Genomic DNA, 21,457 nt, shown 5'->3' with positions numbered 1-21,457 from the left:
GGGGCCTTCCTAAGAGTTACCGCCCCCAGCGGGGGCTTCGGAATGTGCTCGGCCCCTTCGGAGGGGCCTTCTTAATACCACGGCCTCTGGCCGTGGTAGCTTATTATCTCTGCTGCGGTCCTTGGTGGCGAGAAATGGATCAAGGGCGATGACTCACTGAACAATGTTGATGATCCAACGACAACCCCAGCTATTCCTGATACGAGCTGCCCGGATTATGGCGTGACCTATACGGGCACGGCGGATAAATACACGCGTTTTCCCTGCGTCGCGCGCACGGATCATGGCGGAACATTTATCTATCGCCTGCGGATTACGAACACTGGCAACGTGCCACTTGATAACTACGTGTTATATGATGTGCTCCAGTTCGTTGGTGATACTGGCAGCGGCCAGCCGCTTGCGGCAACGGCCCGTGAGTCACGGTGGCGGCCAACGCTTGACGGAGCGATCTCGGTAGAAGGTGCCCCAACCGGCGCCACGCTGACTGGTGAGTACACGACAGCCGCAAACTTCTGCCGACCTGAGGTATCAAGCACCAACACGATTACTCCGGTCGAGCACTGGCAACCAGGCTGTGATGATGTCTCTTGGACTTCCTCTTTTCCGGCCGATCCGACAACCGTGCGAGGGTTCCGTATTCGTGCGTTTACTGGCGCGGCAGATTGGGCTCCAGGGGAAGTGATGACGTTCTTGGTACCAATGAAGGCGCCGGCAAGCGGTGCGCCGCCTAGCATTGTTGGTAATACCTCGATCTTCAATCCAAGCTGGAACTCTTTTGCCCATCGTGCGAATGAGGCCAATACTCCAAACTTGTTACCGACTGCGGAACCGCGCAAAGTCGGTATTATTCTGCCTGAGCGCTACCGGGTCGGGAATCTGATCTGGCGTGATGACAATAACAACGGCCAGGCTGAAAGCAGTGAAGCTGGACTAAGCGCTATCCAGGTAGAATTGTGGCAAGACACGAACAATTCTGGTGGGCCAAGTAGCGGCGATACGAGAATTGCCACTACGGCGACCGATGGTAGTGGCCACTACGTCTTCGATACCCTGCTAGCAGGGAACTACTATATTGTCGTTCCTGACAGCCAGGTGGGATTGGCTGGTTTCTCGTCGTCTTCGAACGGCGAAGAGACTTTGCCTTACGCAGATGGTGACAACAATGACAATTGTACGCAAGTCGCCAATTTTGGGGCTAACAATCCACAAGGCTTCACCACCGGTATTGTCACATTGGGGCCTGGAGCGCCGGAACCGACCAATGAGCGACTACGGGCCAATGCAGGAACCGACGACGATAATGACCTCTTTCCGGATAGTATGTCCAATTATTCGGTCGATTGCGGTTTCTATCGCAACGACTATAGTGATGCGCCGGATACCTATGGCACGACCACGCTTGCCAATGGAGCGAGCCACGTTCTCAGTCCGACCGGCCCACGCCTCGGTGCCTGTATCGATAGCGAACTCAACGGCCAACCGAATACCGCAGCGAGTGGTGATGACACCACGGTAGGGAGCACTGTGGCTGGCACGTGTGTCGGCAATGACGACGAGGATGGAGTTACCTTCGGCGCTCTTATTCCGGGTGCGACAAATGTGCCTGTGACTGTCACTGTCAGTGCAGTATGTCGTTTGAGTGGTTGGATCGACTGGAACCGCGATGGTGATTTTGGTGATGCGAGCGAGCAGGTGTTTAACGGCCAAGCCTTAACACGGTCGGAGCTAACACCTTGAGTCTCAGTGTGCCTGTTGGTGCATCCTCGGGGGCGAGTTACGCCCGCTTCCGTTGAGCGACGGCAACCGTCACGCAACCGACTGGGCCCGCGGCAGACGGAGAAGTCGAAGACTATGTTGCCACCATTCTTGGTGCGGGTGCCGTTCTCGATTATGGAGATGCGTCAGACGCGACGTTTCCAACTCTGGGAAGTAGTAACGGGGCGGCTCATGTGCTCGGTGGTCCATTCTTGGGCGCTTGTGTTGACGGCGAGACCAATGGTCAGCCGCTGTTGACCGCGATTGGCGATGATCAGGGCATTGGCACTGGGACGCTCGGTACCTGTCTGACGAATGATGATGAAGACGGCGTGGTGATCGGGCCGCTCAGCATTGGCGCGACGAATGTACCGGTACCGGTAACCGCCAATGGCGTGTGTACGTTGAACGGCTGGATTGATTGGAATCGCGATGGGGATTGGAGTGATGCTGGTGAGCAGGTGTTTGCCGGACAAGCCTTAGTCAATGGCGCGAACAATCTGACCCTAAACGTTCCCAATGGCGCCAGTGTTGGAGCGGCATATGCACGTTTCCGTTGTACTACGGACGCGACGTTTAATGGAAGTCCGCAACCGACGGGCCAAGCAACAGATGGCGAAGTCGAAGACTACGTTGTGACGGTCAATGCGACCGGCGCCGTTCTCGACTACGGTGATGCCCCCGATCCGAGTTATCCGACACTCGCGGGTAACAATGGGGCGGCTCATGTTCTGAGCAGTGCTGGCCCGCGGTTAGGGGTGTGTGTCGATGGCGAAGCCAACGGTCAGCCCAATGCGGCAGCCAACGGCGACGACACTACGGCAGGCAGCACGGTCTTTGGTACATGTGCTGCGAGCGATGACGAAGATGGCGTGATAATCAATAGCAGTGCCCCATTTGCTCCTGGCGCGACTAACGTTCCTGTGAGTGTCACGGCCAGTACACCGTGTACATTGAATGCCTGGATCGATTGGAACCGCGATGGGGATTGGCTCGACGAGGGTGAGCAGGTCTTCAGCGATCAAGCGCTCACTGCCGGAGCTAACGCCTTGAGTATGACTATCCCTGGTACGGCAAGCAGCGGAACGACCTATGCCCGCTTCCGCTGCACGACGGATGCGACGTTCAATGCCAGCGCAGCACCGACTGGCGTGGCTAGCAACGGTGAAGTGGAAGACTACGTTGTCCTAGTATTGCCCAGCGGTGCCGTCTTGGATTGGGGCGATGCGCCTGATCCGACGTATCCAACGTTAGCGACAAACAACGGCGCTGCTCATATTGTGACTGGTCCTTACCTCGGTACTTGTGTGGACAGCGAGGCGAACGGCCAGCCCAATAGTAGTGCTGCCAGCGATGACACCGCATCTGGTGGTTCGGTTGTCGGAACGTGTGCCAATAATGACGATGAGGATGGTGTATCATTTGGCACTATTGTCCAAGGAGCCAGTGGCAACAGCATTACCGTCACAGCCAGTGCGCCGTGTATATTGAGTGGCTGGATCGACTGGAACCAGGATGGTGACTGGCAGGATGCAGGCGAGCAGGTCGTCAGTGGACAGACACTCACCGCTGGCTCGAACTCGCTTACTGTGAGTTCGCCGACTGCTGCATTGAGTGGCACCACGTATGCGCGGTTCCGTTGTACGACCGACGCAGCCTTTAACGCGAGTCCGCAGCCGACGGGCATCGCGACCAACGGTGAAGTGGAAGACTATGCGGTGGTTGTCAGCAGCGCCTATAGCCTTGGCAACCGAGTGTGGCTTGATAACGGCGCTGGTGGTGGCGTACAAAATGACGGTATGCAGAACGGGAGTGAACCCGGTCTCGCTAATGTCGTTGTGGGTCTCTACGCAGATGCCAACAGCGACAGGCAACCAGATAGTACTACACCGGTCTTGCCGGTACAGAGCACGGACGGCAATGGGCACTATCTGTTTATTACCGTCCAAGAAGGGAAGTATGTCGTCCGGATTGAGTCGGCAAACTTCACGGCTGGCGGGGTGCTTGCGAGCCTTGTGAGTAGCACTGGAGCGATCGATAGCGCGTCAAACAGCCAGGATCGCAAAGATAATGGCGTTGATAACGCAAGTCCGCAAACGCAGGGCATTGTGAGTGGAACCGTGATGGTAGGCCCGGGAGCCAATGCTCCAACCGGCGAGACCGACATCGGCACCTTAGGCACTGGAGGAAAGACAGATGACCGATCAAATCTGACGGTGGACTTCGGCTTCGTTCCGGGTGGAACTCCGACTGGCGTAGTTGACCTGGCGGTGACCAAAGCCGGACCTCCAGCTATAGCCGTCGGCATACCGTTTAATTATACGGTTACGGTTCATAACCTGGGCACAGCTCCAGCGACCAATGTCGTTCTTACGGAGACCCTAGGTGGAGCGCTCCAAGTCCTCGATGTGCGGATCGGGCGAATCACGAGTTGTGCAGTGGCAAACCCTGTCGTGTGTAATCTCGGGACGATCCCGGTTGGAGGGACGATAACGGTGATTGTGCAAGCTCAGGCCAGTAGTATCGGAACGTTTCCCTGCTCGGCTGTAATCAATGCGAGTGAGGTCGAGACAGTGATTGCCAATAACGTCAGTGATGTCACCGTGCAGGTAGTCGAGCAGACGAGTGGACCAGTAACGCCACCTGATGATTCGCCGATCGCGGCGATTCCGACTCTCAGTGAGTGGGGGTTGCCGATCTTGGCGACTCTGCTTGCCGCACTGAGTTGGAGGCGATTGCGACAAAGTCGCTAGTACCGTGTCTCATACCTTCGTGAGCAGTTGTCGGGCGTGCGCAGCGCGCCAACTGACTGGCGCGTGGTACGCGCCCTACGATTTCACCGCTCATGAACTTGCGAGACACGGTACTAGGGATTGCACCAAGTCCACTCCTGCTCTCTCTTTGCAGACCGAGAGCGGGCAGTGCTACACTCGGAAAAGGGGGCGTGCCTATGAACTGTCCGAGCTGTGATGCACGCATGGAGAAACAGACGTTCGAGGGGAACTATGGGAGACCTGTTCCCCTCGATATGTGTTATTCCTGTAGTGTGATTTGGTTTGATAGTGCTGAGAATTTGCAACTCACCCCTGGTTCCGTGCTGAAATTGTTCAAACTGATCCACGAAAAGCATGCGCTTCACAGCAAAACTCCTGACCGGGCGCTACAGTGTCCCCGTTGCCAGAGAAAACTCAAACATACGCACGACCTTCTGTACAATGTGCGATTCTCCTATGCGCTGTGTCCGCAGAATCACGGACGGTTGAGTACCTTCTTCCAGTTTTTGCGTGAGAAGAAATTTATTCGTGATCTTACAACAAAAGAAATAGAAGAACTGAAACGCCGCATACAAATGGTACATTGTTCGAACTGCGGCGCAAGCATAAATTTGAATAAGGACTCACGTTGTCCGTATTGTCACTCGGCAATTTCGATGCTGGACCCACAGCAGATGGAAAAAACGGTGCAAGAGCTCCGGCAGTTGGAAGAACGACAGGCGACCCCAAGTCGTCAGCCGTCAACGGCGACCAATCAGTCGAAAACTCCGACGCTATCTGCTCAGCCGCAACGATATCACGACGGAGTTTTCTCTAGCGATCCTTTTTTGGCTGCAGACCTTGCCGAAGGTGCTATCGATCTTGTCTCAGCGGGAATTGAACTCATGGCGAACACTTTTAGTGATTCGTAGAAGAGGGCGGCTCCCTCACTATGAATTGCGCAACAGCAGGTCGTACCAATAAAAAGCCGTCACCACGAGTGAGTGAGTGATGCGGCCTTGACGGACGAGGTCAGGGATCTGCACCATTGGAACCAAAATCACTTCGGTCTCTTCGGTGGTATCGAAGTGGGTCTCGAAGCGTTTCTCGACGTTGCGTGCAAGAAAGGTGTGGCAGCGATTCTCTTGAATCGCAGGATTCGGGTGGATCGCGCCGAGGGAAATCACGTCGTCGGAATCATAGCCAGTTTCCTCTTGCATCTCACGGCGAGCAGCATGGAGCGGTGAAGGATCTTCGGCGTCGACCATGCCACCGGGAATTTCGAGGGTAATGTCGTTAATGCCGTGTCGGTGCTGGTGGATTAATACGACCTGATTATCTGACGTGATGGGAATAATGTTCACCCAATCGCCACTTTCCAACACGAAAAAATCATGCTCACGTCCATCGCGGGGCGAACGGTTGCGATCTTTGCGCAACGAGAAGATGCGACACGTATAGACCGTTTCAGATTCGAGGCGCTGCCAGGACTTAATGTCTTTCGGGTAGTGGGCCATATAGTTGTCGGGCTTCAGTTGCCAAGGAAAAAAGTAACCAGCATGGCAGTGGAGAGTGAAGAGTTAAGAATGGGGAAAAACAAACCGGTTTTCTTCTCTGTTTTTTTGCTCTTCACTCTTAGTTCTTCACTGCGTTTCTACTGACTACTGAATGCTGACTACTGACTACTGCTTTAGAACAGCCGCCGATATTCAATCGCCGGACAGCGGTCCATAACGACAGTTAATCCTGCAGCCTGGGCTTTCTGTGCCGCAGGTTCGTTGATCACACCGAGTTGGAGCCAGAGGATTTTCGCTTTCGCGGCAATCGCCTCGTCTGTGATGGGCCCTACATGCTCTGGTCGGCGAAAAACGTCGACCATGTCCACTGGTACGGGAATGTCGCGAACGCTCGCGTAACACCGCTCGCCAAGAATTTCTTGACAGGTCGGGTTGACCGGGATGACTTTGTGGCCTTTGGCTTTCAGGAGTGCGGCAATCTCATGGCTGTCTCGATCAGGATCAGGTGAACAGCCAACGACAGCGATAGTACGTGGGGTAGCGAGAATCTCGCGAATCTTTTCGTCGGATGGATTGTTAAATGTGCTCATGCGACAGTCTTAGCAGATGATCGAAGGCTTTTTCTAGACAGTATTTAATTTCGTCGAGGCGTGCACGAAACACCTGGTCCCCTTGCATTGCTGGGTCTTCAATATCGCCGCTCTCTCCTGCGAACTCACGGAGCGTATACGAGGGTTTTCCTGTCGCTTCAGGATAGGCGTCAAGCATCTGTTTCTGCTCACTCGTCATCGCCAGAATGAGATGTGCCTGTTCAATGAGATGGCGATGGCGTTTGAGGTCAGTGGACACAAACTCGCCATCAGCAATGTGGATTCCAATATCACGCAGCACGAGGCGAGCATCGAGTGAGGCAAGCATACGGTCGCGAGCATAGATAGCGATGCCACCGGAACGCACGTTAATATGCGTAGCTCCACGATCAGCGAGCATTTTTTCCAGGAGCGCATGCGCCATGACACTGCGACTGGTGTTGGCGTGACAAATAATCAGGACGTTGTAATTTCGTGGGTGTGTCACTTTAAATGTGGTAGATGTAGGCGGGTAGGGGGAGGTGAAAAACCTCCCTCCCACAATCGTTCCTGCCCCCTATTATGCCTCCCCCCGACCCATAAGCCAGCGATGGTCAGCCATCGCTGTAGAGGAGTTTATGATTTCAATGCTTTGAAAACTTCGCCCAGTCCTTCTTTTTTGGTGAGACCTTTGGCCAATTCAACTTTCAGTTTGGAACCGAGGTCCGCTGGTTCCCAGGTTCCTCGCTTCTTCACCGTTCCGGCTGACTGCCACCCTTTCATAAGCCATACACAACCACCGCCGACACGGAAGACTTCACCGTGCACGTCTTTTGCGTCGTCACTGGCAAGCCAGGCAACGAGTGGCGCAACATGATGTGGGCTAAAGAAGTCATGTTCACCTTCTGCTGGTGCACCCATGAGGCCTGCGGTCTGCGGAGTCGCATCGACCGTCATACGAGTACGTGCAAGTGGAGCAATCGCATTTGCGGTAACGCCATACTTCTGCATTTCGCCGTCAACGATAATGGCCAGAGTTGCGACTGCAGCTTTGGCAGGACCATAGTTGGGCTGGCCTGGGCTCCCGAGTAAGCCAGCATCAGAAGAAGTATTGATAACGCGACCATTGAGGATGTTGCCGGCTTTGTGTTGCTCGCGCCAGTATTCGCAAGCGTGGCGGGTGCAATTGAATGTTCCCTTGAAGTGCACGCCGACAACGGAATCAAACTCTTCCTCGCTCATGTTGAAGACCATACGGTCACGCAGAATACCCGCGTTGTTGACGAGGATATTGAGTTTGCCAAAGGTGTCGATGGCGCATTGCACGATGCGCTTGGCGCCTTTGAAATCGGTCACGCTTTCGTAATTGGCGACCGCTTGTCCGCCTGCCGCTTTAATTTCCTCAGCCACCTGCTGTGCTGGGCGATTGTCAGTACCAGTGCCATCAAAACTACCACCTGGATCGTTGACGACAACTTTTGCTCCATGTTTGGCTAACAATAGCGCTTCTTCGCGACCAATACCGCGCCCCGCGCCGGTCACGATTGCAACTTTTCCGTCTAGTAATGCCATGACGTTCTCCTTCTCTTGGCGAGTTACAACAGGTGGGAAATTTGAGCCATTTCCATCTGCCTGAGCCGTGAATTTTTGTCAAGGAGAGCAGAAATAAGCAATCGCACAATAAAAAAAGGGACAGGAAACATCCTGTCCCTTCTCTTCTACTGATCAGTACTTGAGAATCGCTTAGACGTCGAAATACAGCGCGAACTCATATGGATGTGGACGGAGACGCAACGGATCAACTTCCTTGGTGCGTTTCCATTCAATCCAGGTCTCGATCACGTCTGGCGTAAAGACATCACCCTTCAACAAGAAGGCATGATCTCGCTCTAAGGCTTGCAATGCGCCTTCGAGTGAGCCAGGGACTGATGGCACGTCTTTGAGTTCTTCTGGCGTGAGAGCGTAAATGTCTTTGTCGAGCGGATTGCCTGGGCTCAGTTTGCGCTGAATGCCATCAAGCCCAGCCATCAACATGGCTGAGAAAGCCAGGTAGCCATTGGCAGATGGATCGGGGAAACGGACCTCAATGCGCTTCGCCTTCGGACTGGGGGAATACATGGGGATACGGACTGCTGCAGAGCGGTTACGTGACGAATACGCGAGGTTTACTGGTGCTTCGAACCCTGGGACTAAACGACGATAAGAATTGTTCGTGGGCGCAACGAGTGCGCACAGTGCCGGAGCGTGGGCAAGAATTCCTGCGATGTAATGCATCGCCAGTTCGCTCATCCCACCGTAACCGTCACCCGCAAACAGGGGCTTCTCACCTTTCCAAATCGATTGATGGCAGTGCATGCCAGAGCCGTTATCACCGAAGATCGGCTTGGGCATGAAGGTCGCGGTCATGCCGTGTTTCCGCGCGACGTTCCTGACCACGTATTTGTACCACTGCAACATGTCGGCCATTTTCACAAGCGGAGCGAAACGCATGTCGATTTCAGCTTGACCGGCAGTTGCGACTTCATGGTGTTGGCGTTCGACGCGGATACCGACACGCTCCATGTACTGTACCATCTCGGTGCGAATGTCTTGTTGTGTATCAAGAGGAGCAACCGGGAAGTAGCCTTCTTTATAGCGAATCTTCGAGCCGAGGTTCGGTCCTTCGTTTCTGCCGGAGTTCCACACCGCTTCATTGGAATCGATGTGATAATACGCTTCATGCTGGTTCTGGTCGAAACGAACATCATTGAAGATAAAAAATTCCGGCTCGGGACCAAAGTAGGCGACATCCCCAATGCCAGTAGATTTGAGGTAGGCTTCAGCTTTGCGAGCGATATTGCGCGGGTCGCGTGAATACTCTTCTTTCGTGATTGGGTCGACGATGTTACAGACCAAGCTCAACGTCGGCACGGCGCAGAATGGGTCGATCACTGCCGTCGTGGCATCAGGAATGACCAACATGTCCGAGGCATTGATCGGCTGCCAGCCGCGAATTGACGAGCCGTCGAAGCCGAGCCCTTCATCGAAGAGCGCTTCTTCGAACTCACTCATTGGAATAGTAAAGTGTTGCCAGGTGCCGAGCAGATCCATGAACTTAAAGTCAACGGCCTCGGCTTGTTGCTCGCGTGCCAAACGCACGGCGTCTTTGGGTGTCATTGCCTACGCTCCTCCTTGGTTAAAATACAAAACGTTACACTGCGTCATCACCCCGTTCGCCGGTGCGAATTCGTACCACCTCTTCCACTGGGGTGACAAAAATTTTGCCATCACCGATCCGACCGGTCCGGGCCGCCTTTTCGATCGTCTCGACGACTTTGGCGACCATGTCTTCCTGGACAATAATTTCAAGTTTGACCTTGGGCAGGAAATCAACCACGTACTCTGCCCCACGATAGAGTTCGGTGTGACCTTTCTGTCGGCCGAAGCCTTTTACTTCACTCACTGTCAGGCCGCGAACACCCACAGCATTGAGGTTCTCTTTCACTTCGTCCAGCTTAAAGGGCTTTATGATCGCTTCAATTTTTTTCATAACGCCTTTCATACGAGACGACCTCCTGAGAGGCCTCTCTAGAGCAAAATAATGGTCTTGTAAAGCGAACTAATCGAGTTCGGTTATTCTCCGTCTTCCCTAGAAGAGAGCAAAACAAGTGCCAGCAACCTCTTTCTATGACAAGAGAAATTTCTGCGCAACTCCAGGCTTTCTCTGTCGGCTCTTGCCTAGTTCTCAAGCAGCGCTGCATTTTTAGGCAGCAGGTGGTGGTGACTTAGCAAAACTAAACTTTGCTTCTTGACCTCGCAGGAGGCGAATAATGTTTTCCTTGTGTCGGATGATCACGAGCGCGGACATCATCATCCCTGCCCAGATATAGCTTGCCGGATAGGCGAACCACATCAAGAGCAGAGGGAGGAGCGCAGTCGCAACGATCGAGGCAAGAGAGACAATACGGCTTACTGCAATGGTTACAATAAAAGCGACCAAGGCAATGAAGATTGCTTGTGGTGCCATGCCGAGGAAAACGCCAAGACCGGTCGCGACTCCTTTGCCACCAGAGAATTGTAAGAAGGGAGAAAAGATATGTCCTAAAAGCGCAGCCACCGCCGCACAGGCAACCGTGACTTCCCCCAGGCCAAGCATGCGTACGAGGACGACAGGGATAAGGCCTTTGAGGGCATCGCCGAGGAGGGTGAGAAGCCCGACTTTCTTTCCCGCCGTACGGGCGACGTTGGTGGCCCCGACGTTGCCGCTGCCGGTATTGCGAATATCGATGCCGAGGCGACGGGTTAGTAGCACACCGGTAGGAATTGAACCACACAGGTATGCTGCGATCGAGACGACAATGAGGCGCAACATAAAAAATACCCTTCAAGTCAGCGAAGGGAGAAGCAGAACTGACTGTGAGCAATAGAGGAGAGAGAGAAAATGGTCGGGGTGACTGGATTCGAACCAGCGACCCCACGGTCCCGAACCGTGTGCTCTACCAGGCTGAGCCACACCCCGACATCTTAAGGCATATAATGAATTATGGATGATGAACGGTAAATGAAGAGAAGAAGGTATTGAATTCCCCATTTCTGATTCAGCATTCCGCGTTCATCGATGATCTTTCATAGCGTTCTCTGAGCAAAAGGGTCAAGCCCCATGAGAAAAACGAATCGGCGCAACGGAGATCTAGAGAGGTGCCTCGGTGGGGCACCTCTCTAGGTGCGATTGTGTGATTACGATGGTGACGGCGATGCTCCTGGTTGGTTGGTTGAGCCACTTGCGGGCTCGTCTGGTTGCGCTGCCGGGGGATCCGTCGTCGCGGGAGCGTTCGGAGCCTCGGCTGTAGGAGAGGAGCGTAACGCGTCAAAGCGATGCTCAAGCGCCATGAACCTGGCTGTCGTCTTTTCCATTGCCTCTGCGGCGGCTTCCAATTTTTTGGTGAGTTGCTCGATCTGGGCATTGCCCTGTTTTACTTGTTCTTCAAGATGATGCACCTGCGGACTGGTCATGAGCTGGACATTCCCAGTTCCTGAAGAGAGATATTGTATGGTGCCACCAACACCGATCATGAAGCCGATGAGCAAGCCGATGAAAATTCGTACCACAGCATCCTCATTTTCTCTGCCCCGAGTATTTACGGAGTTTCCTGGAGGGGGCAAGATAACACTTCTCCAGTGCGAAGAAAGCCTGTTTCAAGCAAAGACGTCAAGGGCATTTGTTGCTCGCCGCTGCGGGTAGACACAATGATACGCTGACAGCCACGTTTATGGGCACGGCCTTTCGCAAAAGCTATCAGGGCAGTATAGATGTCGCCTGATGCCGACGGCGAAACGGCCAAATCAAGGATCGCCAACCACCCCAGGCAGGTCAGTGTCCGTATGTAGGATACGAGGACCATTCCCTGCAGCGCTTCCTGGTGTTCCGCGACATAGAAGTCATGGGCTGGGTCACTCACTAAGCGACGCCAATGTTGTGTCTGCTTCTTGTCAAGGTCGTGACTGGTGAAGAAAGGGAGAAGCGGCGCCAATGCGGGAAGGTCAGTCCGCTTTCCGCGACGAATGGTGAGCAAACCCTGCGGCATAGTCCGCAGGTTCTAGCATACCGTATGAGAAGTTTCACGTTTCAGGTTCCATGTTTCAGGTCCACAGTTCAAGTCTCCATTTTGGGGCGAGAGGTTTGGGGTTTGTAGGGAGGGGACCCTTAGCCCTTTTAGGGGTAGGCTTTTACGCTGAGAAAAGACGAGACGTCATGCCCGCGAATGCGGGAATCCAGGGAGAATACGCAATCGTTCAGGGGTGAAGCTCCTGGATGCCCGCTCCCCTAATGACCGGGGACAAGCTGCGCGGGCATGACGAACACGCGGATTCTGACGAGGGGAAATCCGCGCCAATTGTGGCTTGGATAAAAAACCTACCCGTATGAGGACCCCTAGCCCCAGTCCCTTTTTTTCCTCCCCTAGCGTCTTTCTCCTCACTCCTGCATGTTCGTCTTATGTCCGAAAAAATTGTTCCTCTCACAATCGACCGCCTCTCGTATGGACCTGCTGGTGTTGGCCGGAGTGACGGTAAAGTTGTGTTCGTCCCTGGCACTGTGCCGGGCGATGAAGTCGATGTCGTCATTGATGAAGAGAAAAAGAATTATGCGCGCGGCCATGTCGCGGCACTCACTGTTCCTTCTCCATATCGACGAACGCCACCGTGTCCGTATGTGACTCAATGCGGCGGTTGTCCCTGGCAACATATTACCTACGCAGAGCAACTACGAGCGAAAGAGGCGACGGTGCGTGAACAACTCCAACGCATTGGTGGCATCGCTGACCCTCCGGTGCTACCGATCCTCGCTGCACCGAGTGAGTGGCACTATCGCCATCGCATTCGCGTACGCGTCGAGAACAACACCCGGCTCGGTTTCTCGCCACCGCAGTCACATGCTGTTGTCGAAATCGAGTCCTGTCTGATCGCCGGAGAAACAAGCGATCTTCAACTCAAGGCGGCACGAGCGTGGGTGACAAGATTGCGGACCCCATTGCACCATGTCGAGATTATTGAGCACGGCCAAGCAAAAGGTGAAGTCTCTTGTGTATTGATTGGTGAAGCCGACGGACTGTTTCAACACGCTGACGATGCTACTGGTACACAGTTTCTGCGCACGCATCCGGTAGTGTCGGGCCTCATGCTTTCCGGCCAGGGTTGGCGACGAACGTGGGGTGATCCGTCTGCGACGTATGATCTTGGGGTGGACAGCCTCTCGCTGACTGTGAACCGTGGAACGTTCACGCAGGTGAATCCTCGTGGGAATCAGACGCTGATTGCCACGCTTCTTCAGCTTGGTCACTTTTGTAAGGAACAACGAGTGATAGAGCTGTATTGTGGGGCAGGGAATTTGAGTTTGCCGATTGCTCACCGTGTCGCCTCACTCATCGGTATCGAGTCGGCATTCGACGCAGTAGCTGATGCGCGGACGAACGCTACGCGGGTTGGCGTCACCAATGCGCAGTTTGTCCATGCTGCGGCCCACGCCGGTGTTCAGCAGTTATTGCAGAAAAACACTTCCTGTGATGTCATTGTTCTCGATCCACCACGTACAGGCGCGGCAGAAGTGATCACCGTGCTGCCGCGTTTTGCTGCACGAACAATTTGCTATGTGTCTTGTGATCCCACCACGCTTGCCCGTGATATTCGTCAGTTGCAGCAACGTGGGTATCGTTTGCACGTTGCACAACCCATCGACCTTTTCCCGCAAACGTACCATGTAGAAACGATTGCAGTCTGTGTCTTGACTTGATGCACCTCACCTCCTATCTTTCGTAGCGTGTTAAACAAAAATTGCTTGCAAGGCTAGTCGCTGCTGGAGATGCATGATGTCTATGTCACCACAAGAGAAGCCGAAACGGCCGAAGGTCACGCTCATCCCGGCGAAAGGTGTATCTCAAACGATCAACTACCTCTTGGAAGATCGCAACGAGATTGAATGGTTGGTCGCGATCGGACGTAACAAGAAAGGGGAAATTTTCTTCTACGATACAGGCGGTGACATCATTGAGGATGTTGGGACTCTCGAATATCTCAAACAGCGACTACTGCGGGCGCATTTCGGCGATGAATGGGACTGGCCGTAAGCGTGAAGTAGAAGACGTGGTGCGACACTGCCGTACTAATCTTCTTCATCTAACGGACGGTGGGCGACGACCTGATCGTTGGTGATTGAAAGCGGAACACGTGCCAAGAATTTGCCGCACGGTGGACCAAAGACACACTCTCCGCTTTCGGGTTCAAAGGCAGCCCCATGTGTTGCGCAGAGAATGTAACGTCCGTCTTCGGTGAGAAATTGATTCTCCACCCAATCCATAGCCATTGGCACATGGCGACAACGATTCACATAGGCAAACAGCTGGCCCTCATAATTGACAGCAAAACACTCCGTCTCTCGGCCATCGACGAGTAGGATAAACTTCTTTGTCTTCCCGGGAGTGATTTCTCCGACGCGTGCAATAACAGTTTCAGTATCGGCCACGAAAGCCTCCACAACCAAGATTCTGATTTTGTAGCATACGAATGAACGACGAAGCTAGCTATCGAACGTCCAGCGTCCAGCGTCCAGCGTCCAGCGTCAAAAAAAATTCCTATCCTAGTTTTAGACCCTGGATCCTGGGCCTTGGATTCTGGACAGCTCTTCAGGCATTGTTGCTGAGCCTGTGTATTTTGGGATACAGCCCTTTGATTGCTCTGGCAGAAGAGGGCGTTCCTGTGCCGCCCCTTGAAGAAGGCGCACTATTTATCTTTCATCCCATCGCCGTACATTTTGCGATTGCACTTACGGTCTTCGGGAGTGCACTCGACTGCGTTGGTAGCGTACAAAAACAACGCGAATGGCAACAAGCCGGGAAAGTATGTTTTCTTGCTGGGGTGATTGCGCTTGGCCTTGCCGCACTGACGGGGTGGATTGAACACGAGTTGCCACGACCACCCAGTGCATTTGACTCGCACGCGCAACCGCTGTTGTTCTATCACGAGTATGGCGGGTATGCGTTAGTCGGCTTCTTTTTAGTCTTGGCGATCTTCCGTGCCGGGATTCACGAACAGTTACCGCTCTTCTTTATGCTGCTGTCCGGTGCGGGGCTCATTGGCCTTTTGATCCAAGGATACCTTGGGGGAGAGTTGGTGTACCGCTATGGAACTGGAGTGCGTGCGGTGCAAGTCCTTAGTGCCCAAGAGTTAGAAAGCGGACAAAAAAAAGCCCCGGAGCAATCCTCCGAGGCTGAGGACAAGTAAAGAGCTATCGAGTCAGTCACGACCGTTCGCGTCTGTCATTCTGAGCCCTTCGACTCCGCTCAGGATAAACTCCGCGAAGAATCTCTCTGCGAGCCCCTTCGTTGCCCTCAGGGTGACACGCCGAGTGGATTTCTCTTCCGTGGCGATTTAACTCGCGGTTTCTTCTGCCTTGAATCCAACTTTGGTATGGGTACCATCGCAGAATGGTCTGTTGGCCGATTGTCCACAGCGACACAGGTAGATCGGATCTGCCTGCCCTGTGTATTGGTTCTTTTTCTGGTCGGTCACGACTGCTCCACCGCTCACTTCATACGGTCCGTTCTTTAACACACGAATTGTGACATCTGCCATAGTCTTCCTCCTCCTTTGCAGGAAAATAATTGATCGTAGGACGGCCTTGCAGGCCCGGAGTATGACACAGCGCGTCGTGTGGTGCAATGTTTCTTCGTCGCTAAATGACTTTCTCGTGTCTGAACTGGGTGATTTCTTCTGTGCTGTATCCGAGTGATTGCAGAATCGCGTCCGCATGTTCCCCCAGCGCAGCAGAAGGAACTAAGTCTGTCGCTGGCGTATCAGAAAACTTCAACGGCTTCCCGACCATTTGTACGCGTCCAGCTCTGGGGTGGATGTTCTCAACTAAAAGATTACGGGCGAGAACTTGCGGGTCTTGGAAAACCTTGTCGTAGTTGTTGACCGGTCCGCAGGGAATGCCGACTTTTTGCAATTGCGCCAACCAATAGCTACTCTCTTGCTGTGATGTGGCAGACTCGATCTGTTCGATGAGCAGCGGCAGGTTCTTGCGACGCAAGGTGTTATCCGCAAGTTGTGGATGTGTTTCCATCTCCGGTTTGCCGAGGAGCTGACACAACGTCTTCCAGGTGCGTGGAGCTGAATCTGCTGCGATGGTGATATAGCTATCCTTGGTTTTGAACGCTCCATGCGGCGCAATACGGCGATGGGCAGAGGCTAACTGCTGCGGCAGCTCACCACTGGCGAGGTAATCACTGCCATCAATAAGTCCTAAAGCAACGGAAGTATCTAATAGTGAAGCATCAATGTGTTGCCCTTTGCCAGTTTTCTCTCGTGCGACGTACGCCGCTAACACACCCAGGGCACCAAACATGCCAGTGCCGAGGTCAATAATCGGTACGCCCGATTTCACTGGCGGTCCACCTGGTACGCCGGTGACCATCATGATGCCGCCCATACCTTGGGCGACGGTGTCGTAGCCGCCTTGGTCTGCCATTGGGCCAGTCTGGCCAAAGCCAGAAATCGAGCAGTAGATTAGACGCGGGTTGATTTGTGACAACGTGTGATAGTCGAGCCCAACACTCTTCATGACAGTTGGACGGAAGTTTTCGACTAACACATCGGCCCATTTGGCCATGCGTTTGCAGATGTCCTGACCACGTGGGTCTTTAAGATTTACCGTTATGCTTTTCTTATTGCGATTACTGGCCATAAAGGCCGCGCTCTCGCCATTGATGAACGGTGGCCCCATGCGCCGCACTTCATCGCCACCTTCAACCCGTTCAATCTTAATGACTTCAGCACCCATATCGGCGAGCAACAGCGTGCAATGCGGTCCTGCCAGTGCACGGGTAAAGTCCATGACACGTAGTCCTGTGAGTGGCCCTGACATAGTTCCCTCCGTCTTTCGCTACTGCTGACGTTTCATGCTTTTCATAAGCTTCTACGTACAGCCATCTGAATGGGAGAGCGTGTGAATCGGGGAATCGGTGAGAAAAAAAATCTCCGGTTCTCCCATTCTCCGGTTCTCCCATTCACTCCCGATCAGTCCGCTTCATCCGGTGATTCACCTTCTGGTGCCGGTGGTAATGGTTCACGTGGCATGGCGAAAGGCTCTAGCGACATCGATGTTTGACCAGTGGTGATAAGCTCACAAATAAGTTTTCCAGTAATTGGCGCCGCTACGATGCCGTTGCGATGATGACCTGTCGCGAGGATGAGATTGTCGATGCCAGGTGCGCGACACAAGATTGGCCGGCGCGTAGGGGAGTACGGACGTAGGCCAGCCCAGAAGCGCAGCAGTGGTGCTTTGCTAATTCCTGGCACCAGGTCTTCCGCGCGATCAATCAGTTTGCGAATCGTTTCAAGCGTGACATCCTTATTATGCCCGACGAACTCCACTGTTGAGCCGATTACCACTTCACCATTCTTGCGAGGCACAAGATAATGGTCATCCCAGGAAATAACATGCTTCACGTGTGGCGCGTGGACTGCCAACATCTGACCTTTGGCGGGTGCAATAGGGATAGTCAAACCAAAGACCTCGCCAACCTGTCGCGACCACGAACCTGCCGCGATGACGACAGTCCTCGTTTCGACCCAATCATCGCCAATACGCACGGCAGAGACTTTTCCACTAGTTGTTTTTGCTTCATTGACCGTAACACCTGTACGGACATCAACGCCGCGTTTCGCGGCTGCCTTGGCCCATGCCTCGGCGAGTTTACCGTTATGAAGGTGATGATCGCCAGAGAAATGTACCGCACCGCGCAGGTTTGTGGTTAAGGTCGGCTCAAGGCGTCGGACCTCGTCTGCTGAAAGCCATGTCGCTGAGTACTCTTGCTCGCGGCGTAATTCATAGAGCTGACGATACTTCTTTTCATCTGCGTCATTACGAACGAGACCAACGACACCGACCGTTTGATATTCAATATCGATACCAGTGAGCTCTTCTAGCTCGCGCACCAGTGCGGGATATAAATCTTGTCCCGCACGTTTGAGTTGATACATTGGCCCACGTTTCGAGCGACCGCTAGCGACAGCGAGGATTCCTGCTGCTGCAGCCGATGCTTCCTGGCCTGGTTGACTCTTATCGACGAGGATCACTTGTTGTTTCTGTTTGATGAGTTCATACGCGATGGCCGAGCCGACGACTCCACCACCGATCACCACGACGTCAGTTGTTGTTGTCATGGGGCGGTACTATAGCGAGAGGACCAGGCTGTAGGCTATAGGCTGTAGGGAGGAATTGAAGGAGAAGAAACCGTATGGCGACGAAAAAGCAATCCCAGAATACGCAAATTTACCAACTCAAGATCAGCTTGGCCGAGTCAGCACCGCCCATCTGGCGCCGAGTACAAGTGCCAAGTGTGATGCTCTTAGGCGACTTACATGCGCTCATTCAAATAGCGATGGGGTGGCAAAATTCTCACATGCACCAGTTTAGGGTCGGAAAAACCTGTTATGGTCCTTTGTATCCCGACGATTTTGATGGCGTTACTGAGACAAAGGACGAAGACAAGGTCACTGTTGAAGAGGTGTTACCCAAAGTCAAAGCTAAACTTGGCTATGAATATGACTTTGGCGACGGTTGGGAGCACGAGATTGTTGTAGAAAAAATCCTCTCACCAGAACAAGGAGTGAAGTACCCTCTCTGTCTCGATGGTAAACGTGCTTGTCCGCCAGAAGACTGCGGCGGAATCTGGGGCTATGCCAATATGCTTGAGGTAATCAAAGACCCAGAGCACCCAGAGTATGAAGAAATGGAGGAATGGCTTGGCGAGGAATTTGATCCTGACGCGTTTAGTGTGGAGGCAGTAAATAAAATGTTACGGAAGGTGCGGTGAGTTGTCAGAATCTACAGGGGCTGGCACTCAATGGTTGACCGTTTTCCTGTGCAACTCTATGCTCATCTCGGCTCATATTGGAGGAGATCCGCTAATGTCAACTCAGCGGTGGAGTTGGCGGCGTAGCTGAGTCAAGTGTTGTTGAGACGCAGATTCGGTTCAGTCGTGAAACCGGAAGCAAAGTTCTCTTCCGTGGTCAGTATGCCGCTTTCTCGCGGGTAGAATCACTCGATATGTGTGTGCTTGGTCGCGACGTAACAGATTTGCTGGCTGTCATCGTTGTTCGTCCTCAAGAAGTTGTTTGCCTGCTCGGGCAACGGCATCGGTACACAATTGAGCAGAGCTGACATACTCCATTCCTACCACTCACTCTTGCGTTGCGACCCACCAGGTCCGCTATAAGCTATCGTATAGCCAGGTTCTCGTTGGAACAGATCCTTAGGAATCGTCGCCAGCGCCTGTTTCCAAGCGGCAACCAGCCGATCTTCTGCCGCATAGTCGAACGGATCATGCAGCATACGCTCGCTTCTTCCCCCATGCTCTAATGGATGCTGGCTCAACCACACCGCGGCCTGCTTAATGCCGTCGATCGGGGAGACGATATCGTGATAGCCAAGTTCTGCTTTGATCTTGCTTAGATCGAAGACGCGATGCGTCGTCCACGGTTGTGAGATCAACGGTCTCGCGCTCACAGCCAGTTCGTATGGCATCGAGATAATTTCCCACTCATGATTGAGCGCTTGCGCGCACAATTGCACAATTTGTTTGAGTGTGAGGACGTGCTCGTCACCGCAGTTGTACACTTGTCCTAACGCGACATTCGGTTTATCCACTGCCAGCAGCAGGGCGTGTGCCATGTTCGCCGCCGCGCCGCTGTGATTCAGCGATAAGCCATCGTCTGGCAAGATGATGAACGGACGTTTGTCCAAGATGCGTCGCACGATGAGCCACTCACGCGGTGTGATTTGATACGGTCCGTAGATTTGCGGATAGCGAAAATGCGTTGCGGTAGGATGATGTTGAAAGACCACTTCTTCGGTGCGGTACACACGATAGCCCTTACCATATTCTGCTTCAGTTAATGCTTTGGGCGCAGCCTCAGCGGTAGAGACAGGCAGTCCTGGCGGATCGAACATGTTGGCATTCATATATCCTCGGTACGCCGGCCCGCCACCGACAGAAAGGAAGCGTTCTGTGCGACCAACCATAATTTCTGCCACGCGACGCAAGCGACCATACATCGCGATCGTTAAGTTATAATGATTGTTGCCCAGTGCCTCGATCAACGCACCGTCATCGAAGGGATTGGTATGAATGTGATTCACCGTCGCAGGAATTTCATCGACCTCGTGCTGGCCAGTATGCAAAATCGATACACTGAAGCCACGCTTGATCAAGCCATTGACGATGAAATGTCCGGTCGGTCCAGTGCCGCCAATAACCAAGGCTTGTTTCATTGTTGCTCTCAATCTCAGGGGTGAAATAGGAATTTTTCTTAGGCCGTTGTGATCATGGCATAAACGGGTGGTTTTGTCGGGTAGCCTGGATGAAACGGAGCTGTTCCCCGGATTTCGCTGCATTTCATCCAAGCTACGTCGTTGCCTCTCTTGCTCTTGCCCCCAACGCATTGGCTGTGAGATAGTGCCGCCATCTACACTTTTTGGAGGAGCTATGCCACCTATGAACACTGCACGTTTCTCTTGTGTCGCTTGCGCTTTACTGGTGGCGGCACTGCTCTGTGGCAACCCGATACTCGTCGTTTTTGCGGCTGACCTCACTGCAAGTAGTAATTTCCCCACCGTCTTTTTTGACGACATCGACACCGGTACCAATCCGGATTGGCGAATCACTGCTGACACCGTGAACTTTCGTATCTTTGATGGCCAGACGAGCCGGACGCCTTTCCGTATTGCTCCTGGTGCATCAGAGGGCGCTGTCTATGTCGGTGACTCCGGTAATATCGGATTGGGAACTCTAGAGCCGATGTCTAAGCTTCATCTCACGAATGGCGACACTCCCACCGTACGTTTGGAACAGAACAACAGCATCGGTAACACGCCGTATACGTGGGAGGTTGGGGGGAATGAGTTTAATTTCTTTGTTAACGATGTCACTGGTGGTGGTGATCGTCCTTTCCTCATCATTCCCGGTGCGCCAGAGAGTAGTCTCCATATCGCTGGAAACGGCAACGTCGGTCTTCAGACTCCCAACCCTCAAGGCAACCTGCATATCTTTGGCGCGGCAAACCAGGATGTTTTCAATGGCATTGGCCCCGATCTTGGAACCAATGGGACTGCAATGAATTTCGGCTATTCGGGAAGCAGCTTTGGCGTAGGGTCGGGATTCTTCAATGTCCGACCCGCGCCCGGTTCAGTAGCGCCTAAGGCATGGGCAAGAATTAAGTTACCGATTAAGAGCGAGGAAGAAGCGTATAGTTCCAATCGCCATGAAACTTACCGGGTTTGATATTGAGCGCTTGAAACTCATCGTCGGAGACCTGTAGGCCTTTG

The 21,457-nt window shown here is 53.4% G+C and carries 22 protein-coding genes and 1 tRNA gene; 8 read left to right on the top strand and 15 right to left on the bottom strand.

All coding sequences use genetic code 11. The features are described from left to right. The first annotated feature begins 222 nt into the window (after positions 1–222). From FJ147_18160 to FJ147_18150, 3 genes are all read left to right on the top strand, one after another. Positions 223–1,740 (top strand): hypothetical protein, encoded by a 1,518-nt coding sequence (locus FJ147_18160; protein ID MBM4257802.1) that lies wholly within the window; start codon positions 223–225, stop codon positions 1,738–1,740. Positions 1,741–1,952: 212 nt separating this feature from the next. Further along, the gene (locus tag FJ147_18155; GenBank protein MBM4257801.1) at positions 1,953–4,511 is read left to right on the top strand and encodes an IPTL-CTERM sorting domain-containing protein; all 2,559 of its coding nucleotides are present in this window, start codon (positions 1,953–1,955) and stop codon (positions 4,509–4,511) included. Between the two features lie 92 nt (positions 4,512–4,603). Then, positions 4,604–5,443: a hypothetical protein gene (locus FJ147_18150; GenBank protein MBM4257800.1), complete on the top strand. Its 840-nt coding sequence runs from the start codon at positions 4,604–4,606 to the stop codon at positions 5,441–5,443. Between the two features lie 18 nt (positions 5,444–5,461). Here FJ147_18150 and FJ147_18145 read toward each other — a convergent pair whose 3' ends face one another. From FJ147_18145 to FJ147_18100, 10 genes are all read right to left on the bottom strand, one after another. Further along, a complete protein-coding gene (locus FJ147_18145) occupies positions 5,462–6,028 on the bottom strand; it encodes an NUDIX hydrolase (GenBank protein MBM4257799.1) in 567 nt (188 codons plus the stop codon). Between the two features lie 173 nt (positions 6,029–6,201). Then, positions 6,202–6,618, bottom strand: coding sequence for a CoA-binding protein (locus FJ147_18140; GenBank protein ID MBM4257798.1), 417 nt, complete (start codon positions 6,616–6,618; stop codon positions 6,202–6,204). Continuing rightward, complete coding sequence (locus FJ147_18135; protein MBM4257797.1) at positions 6,605–7,105, bottom strand: hypothetical protein; 501 nt, start codon at positions 7,103–7,105, stop codon at positions 6,605–6,607. Before FJ147_18135 ends, FJ147_18140 begins: the two co-directional genes overlap by 14 nt. A 128-nt stretch (positions 7,106–7,233) precedes the next feature. Beyond that, complete coding sequence (locus FJ147_18130) at positions 7,234–8,169, bottom strand: SDR family NAD(P)-dependent oxidoreductase (protein ID MBM4257796.1); 936 nt, start codon at positions 8,167–8,169, stop codon at positions 7,234–7,236. 171 nt (positions 8,170–8,340) lie between these two features. Next, entirely contained in the window at positions 8,341–9,753 is a 1,413-nt protein-coding gene (gene glnA, locus FJ147_18125) for a type I glutamate--ammonia ligase (GenBank protein ID MBM4257795.1), read from the bottom strand. Positions 9,754–9,787: 34 nt separating this feature from the next. Next, on the bottom strand, positions 9,788–10,126 hold the full coding sequence (locus tag FJ147_18120; protein MBM4257794.1) for a P-II family nitrogen regulator: 339 nt from the start codon (positions 10,124–10,126) through the stop codon (positions 9,788–9,790). Positions 10,127–10,339: 213 nt separating this feature from the next. After that, the gene (gene plsY, locus FJ147_18115; GenBank protein ID MBM4257793.1) at positions 10,340–10,948 is read right to left on the bottom strand and encodes a glycerol-3-phosphate 1-O-acyltransferase PlsY; all 609 of its coding nucleotides are present in this window, start codon (positions 10,946–10,948) and stop codon (positions 10,340–10,342) included. Between the two features lie 70 nt (positions 10,949–11,018). After that, a tRNA-Pro gene (locus tag FJ147_18110) sits at positions 11,019–11,095 on the bottom strand. Between the two features lie 218 nt (positions 11,096–11,313). Then, on the bottom strand, positions 11,314–11,685 hold the full coding sequence (locus tag FJ147_18105) for a hypothetical protein (protein ID MBM4257792.1): 372 nt from the start codon (positions 11,683–11,685) through the stop codon (positions 11,314–11,316). A gap of 29 nt (positions 11,686–11,714) precedes the next feature. Further along, complete coding sequence (locus FJ147_18100) at positions 11,715–12,161, bottom strand: GNAT family N-acetyltransferase (protein ID MBM4257791.1); 447 nt, start codon at positions 12,159–12,161, stop codon at positions 11,715–11,717. A 410-nt stretch (positions 12,162–12,571) separates the two neighbouring features. On the opposite strand from FJ147_18100, the gene rlmD reads away from it, so the two are divergent. After that, positions 12,572–13,864, top strand: coding sequence for a 23S rRNA (uracil(1939)-C(5))-methyltransferase RlmD (gene rlmD, locus FJ147_18095; GenBank protein ID MBM4257790.1), 1,293 nt, complete (start codon positions 12,572–12,574; stop codon positions 13,862–13,864). Positions 13,865–13,937: 73 nt separating this feature from the next. Further along, positions 13,938–14,198 carry a hypothetical protein gene (locus tag FJ147_18090; GenBank protein ID MBM4257789.1) on the top strand — a complete coding sequence of 87 codons (261 nt, stop codon included), beginning with the start codon at positions 13,938–13,940 and terminating at the stop codon, positions 14,196–14,198. A gap of 35 nt (positions 14,199–14,233) precedes the next feature. Here the strand turns inward: FJ147_18090 and FJ147_18085 are convergent, their stop codons facing one another. Then, positions 14,234–14,620 carry a Rieske 2Fe-2S domain-containing protein gene (locus FJ147_18085; GenBank protein MBM4257788.1) on the bottom strand — a complete coding sequence of 129 codons (387 nt, stop codon included), beginning with the start codon at positions 14,618–14,620 and terminating at the stop codon, positions 14,234–14,236. A 14-nt stretch (positions 14,621–14,634) separates the two neighbouring features. Here FJ147_18085 and FJ147_18080 point away from each other — a divergent pair, with 14 nt between their 5' ends. Continuing rightward, positions 14,635–15,351: a DUF2231 domain-containing protein gene (locus FJ147_18080; protein MBM4257787.1), complete on the top strand. Its 717-nt coding sequence runs from the start codon at positions 14,635–14,637 to the stop codon at positions 15,349–15,351. Positions 15,352–15,498: 147 nt separating this feature from the next. On the opposite strand, the gene FJ147_18075 is transcribed toward FJ147_18080, so the two are convergent. The 3 genes from FJ147_18075 to thiO all read right to left on the bottom strand — a co-directional run bounded on the left by FJ147_18075 (position 15,499) and on the right by thiO (position 18,294). Continuing rightward, on the bottom strand, positions 15,499–15,702 hold the full coding sequence (locus FJ147_18075) for a CDGSH iron-sulfur domain-containing protein (protein ID MBM4257786.1): 204 nt from the start codon (positions 15,700–15,702) through the stop codon (positions 15,499–15,501). 100 nt (positions 15,703–15,802) lie between these two features. Continuing rightward, the gene (locus FJ147_18070; protein MBM4257785.1) at positions 15,803–16,993 is read right to left on the bottom strand and encodes a CoA transferase; all 1,191 of its coding nucleotides are present in this window, start codon (positions 16,991–16,993) and stop codon (positions 15,803–15,805) included. Between the two features lie 152 nt (positions 16,994–17,145). Further along, a complete protein-coding gene (gene thiO, locus FJ147_18065) occupies positions 17,146–18,294 on the bottom strand; it encodes a glycine oxidase ThiO (protein MBM4257784.1) in 1,149 nt (382 codons plus the stop codon). A gap of 74 nt (positions 18,295–18,368) precedes the next feature. Between thiO and FJ147_18060 the strand changes: the two genes are divergently transcribed. Continuing rightward, positions 18,369–18,947 carry a plasmid pRiA4b ORF-3 family protein gene (locus FJ147_18060; protein ID MBM4257783.1) on the top strand — a complete coding sequence of 193 codons (579 nt, stop codon included), beginning with the start codon at positions 18,369–18,371 and terminating at the stop codon, positions 18,945–18,947. Between the two features lie 359 nt (positions 18,948–19,306). Here the strand turns inward: FJ147_18060 and FJ147_18055 are convergent, their stop codons facing one another. Beyond that, positions 19,307–20,404, bottom strand: coding sequence for a hypothetical protein (locus FJ147_18055; GenBank protein ID MBM4257782.1), 1,098 nt, complete (start codon positions 20,402–20,404; stop codon positions 19,307–19,309). Between the two features lie 223 nt (positions 20,405–20,627). On the opposite strand from FJ147_18055, the gene FJ147_18050 reads away from it, so the two are divergent. Beyond that, positions 20,628–21,413 carry a hypothetical protein gene (locus FJ147_18050; protein ID MBM4257781.1) on the top strand — a complete coding sequence of 262 codons (786 nt, stop codon included), beginning with the start codon at positions 20,628–20,630 and terminating at the stop codon, positions 21,411–21,413. Positions 21,414–21,457: the final 44 nt, after the last annotated feature.

It is taken from the genome of Deltaproteobacteria bacterium (genome assembly GCA_016874775.1).
Taxonomy (GTDB): domain Bacteria; phylum Desulfobacterota; class Binatia; order Bin18; family Bin18; genus VGTJ01.
The sequence above is the reverse complement of the archived record's forward strand: the minus strand, read 5'-3'. Positions and strand labels throughout refer to the sequence as shown.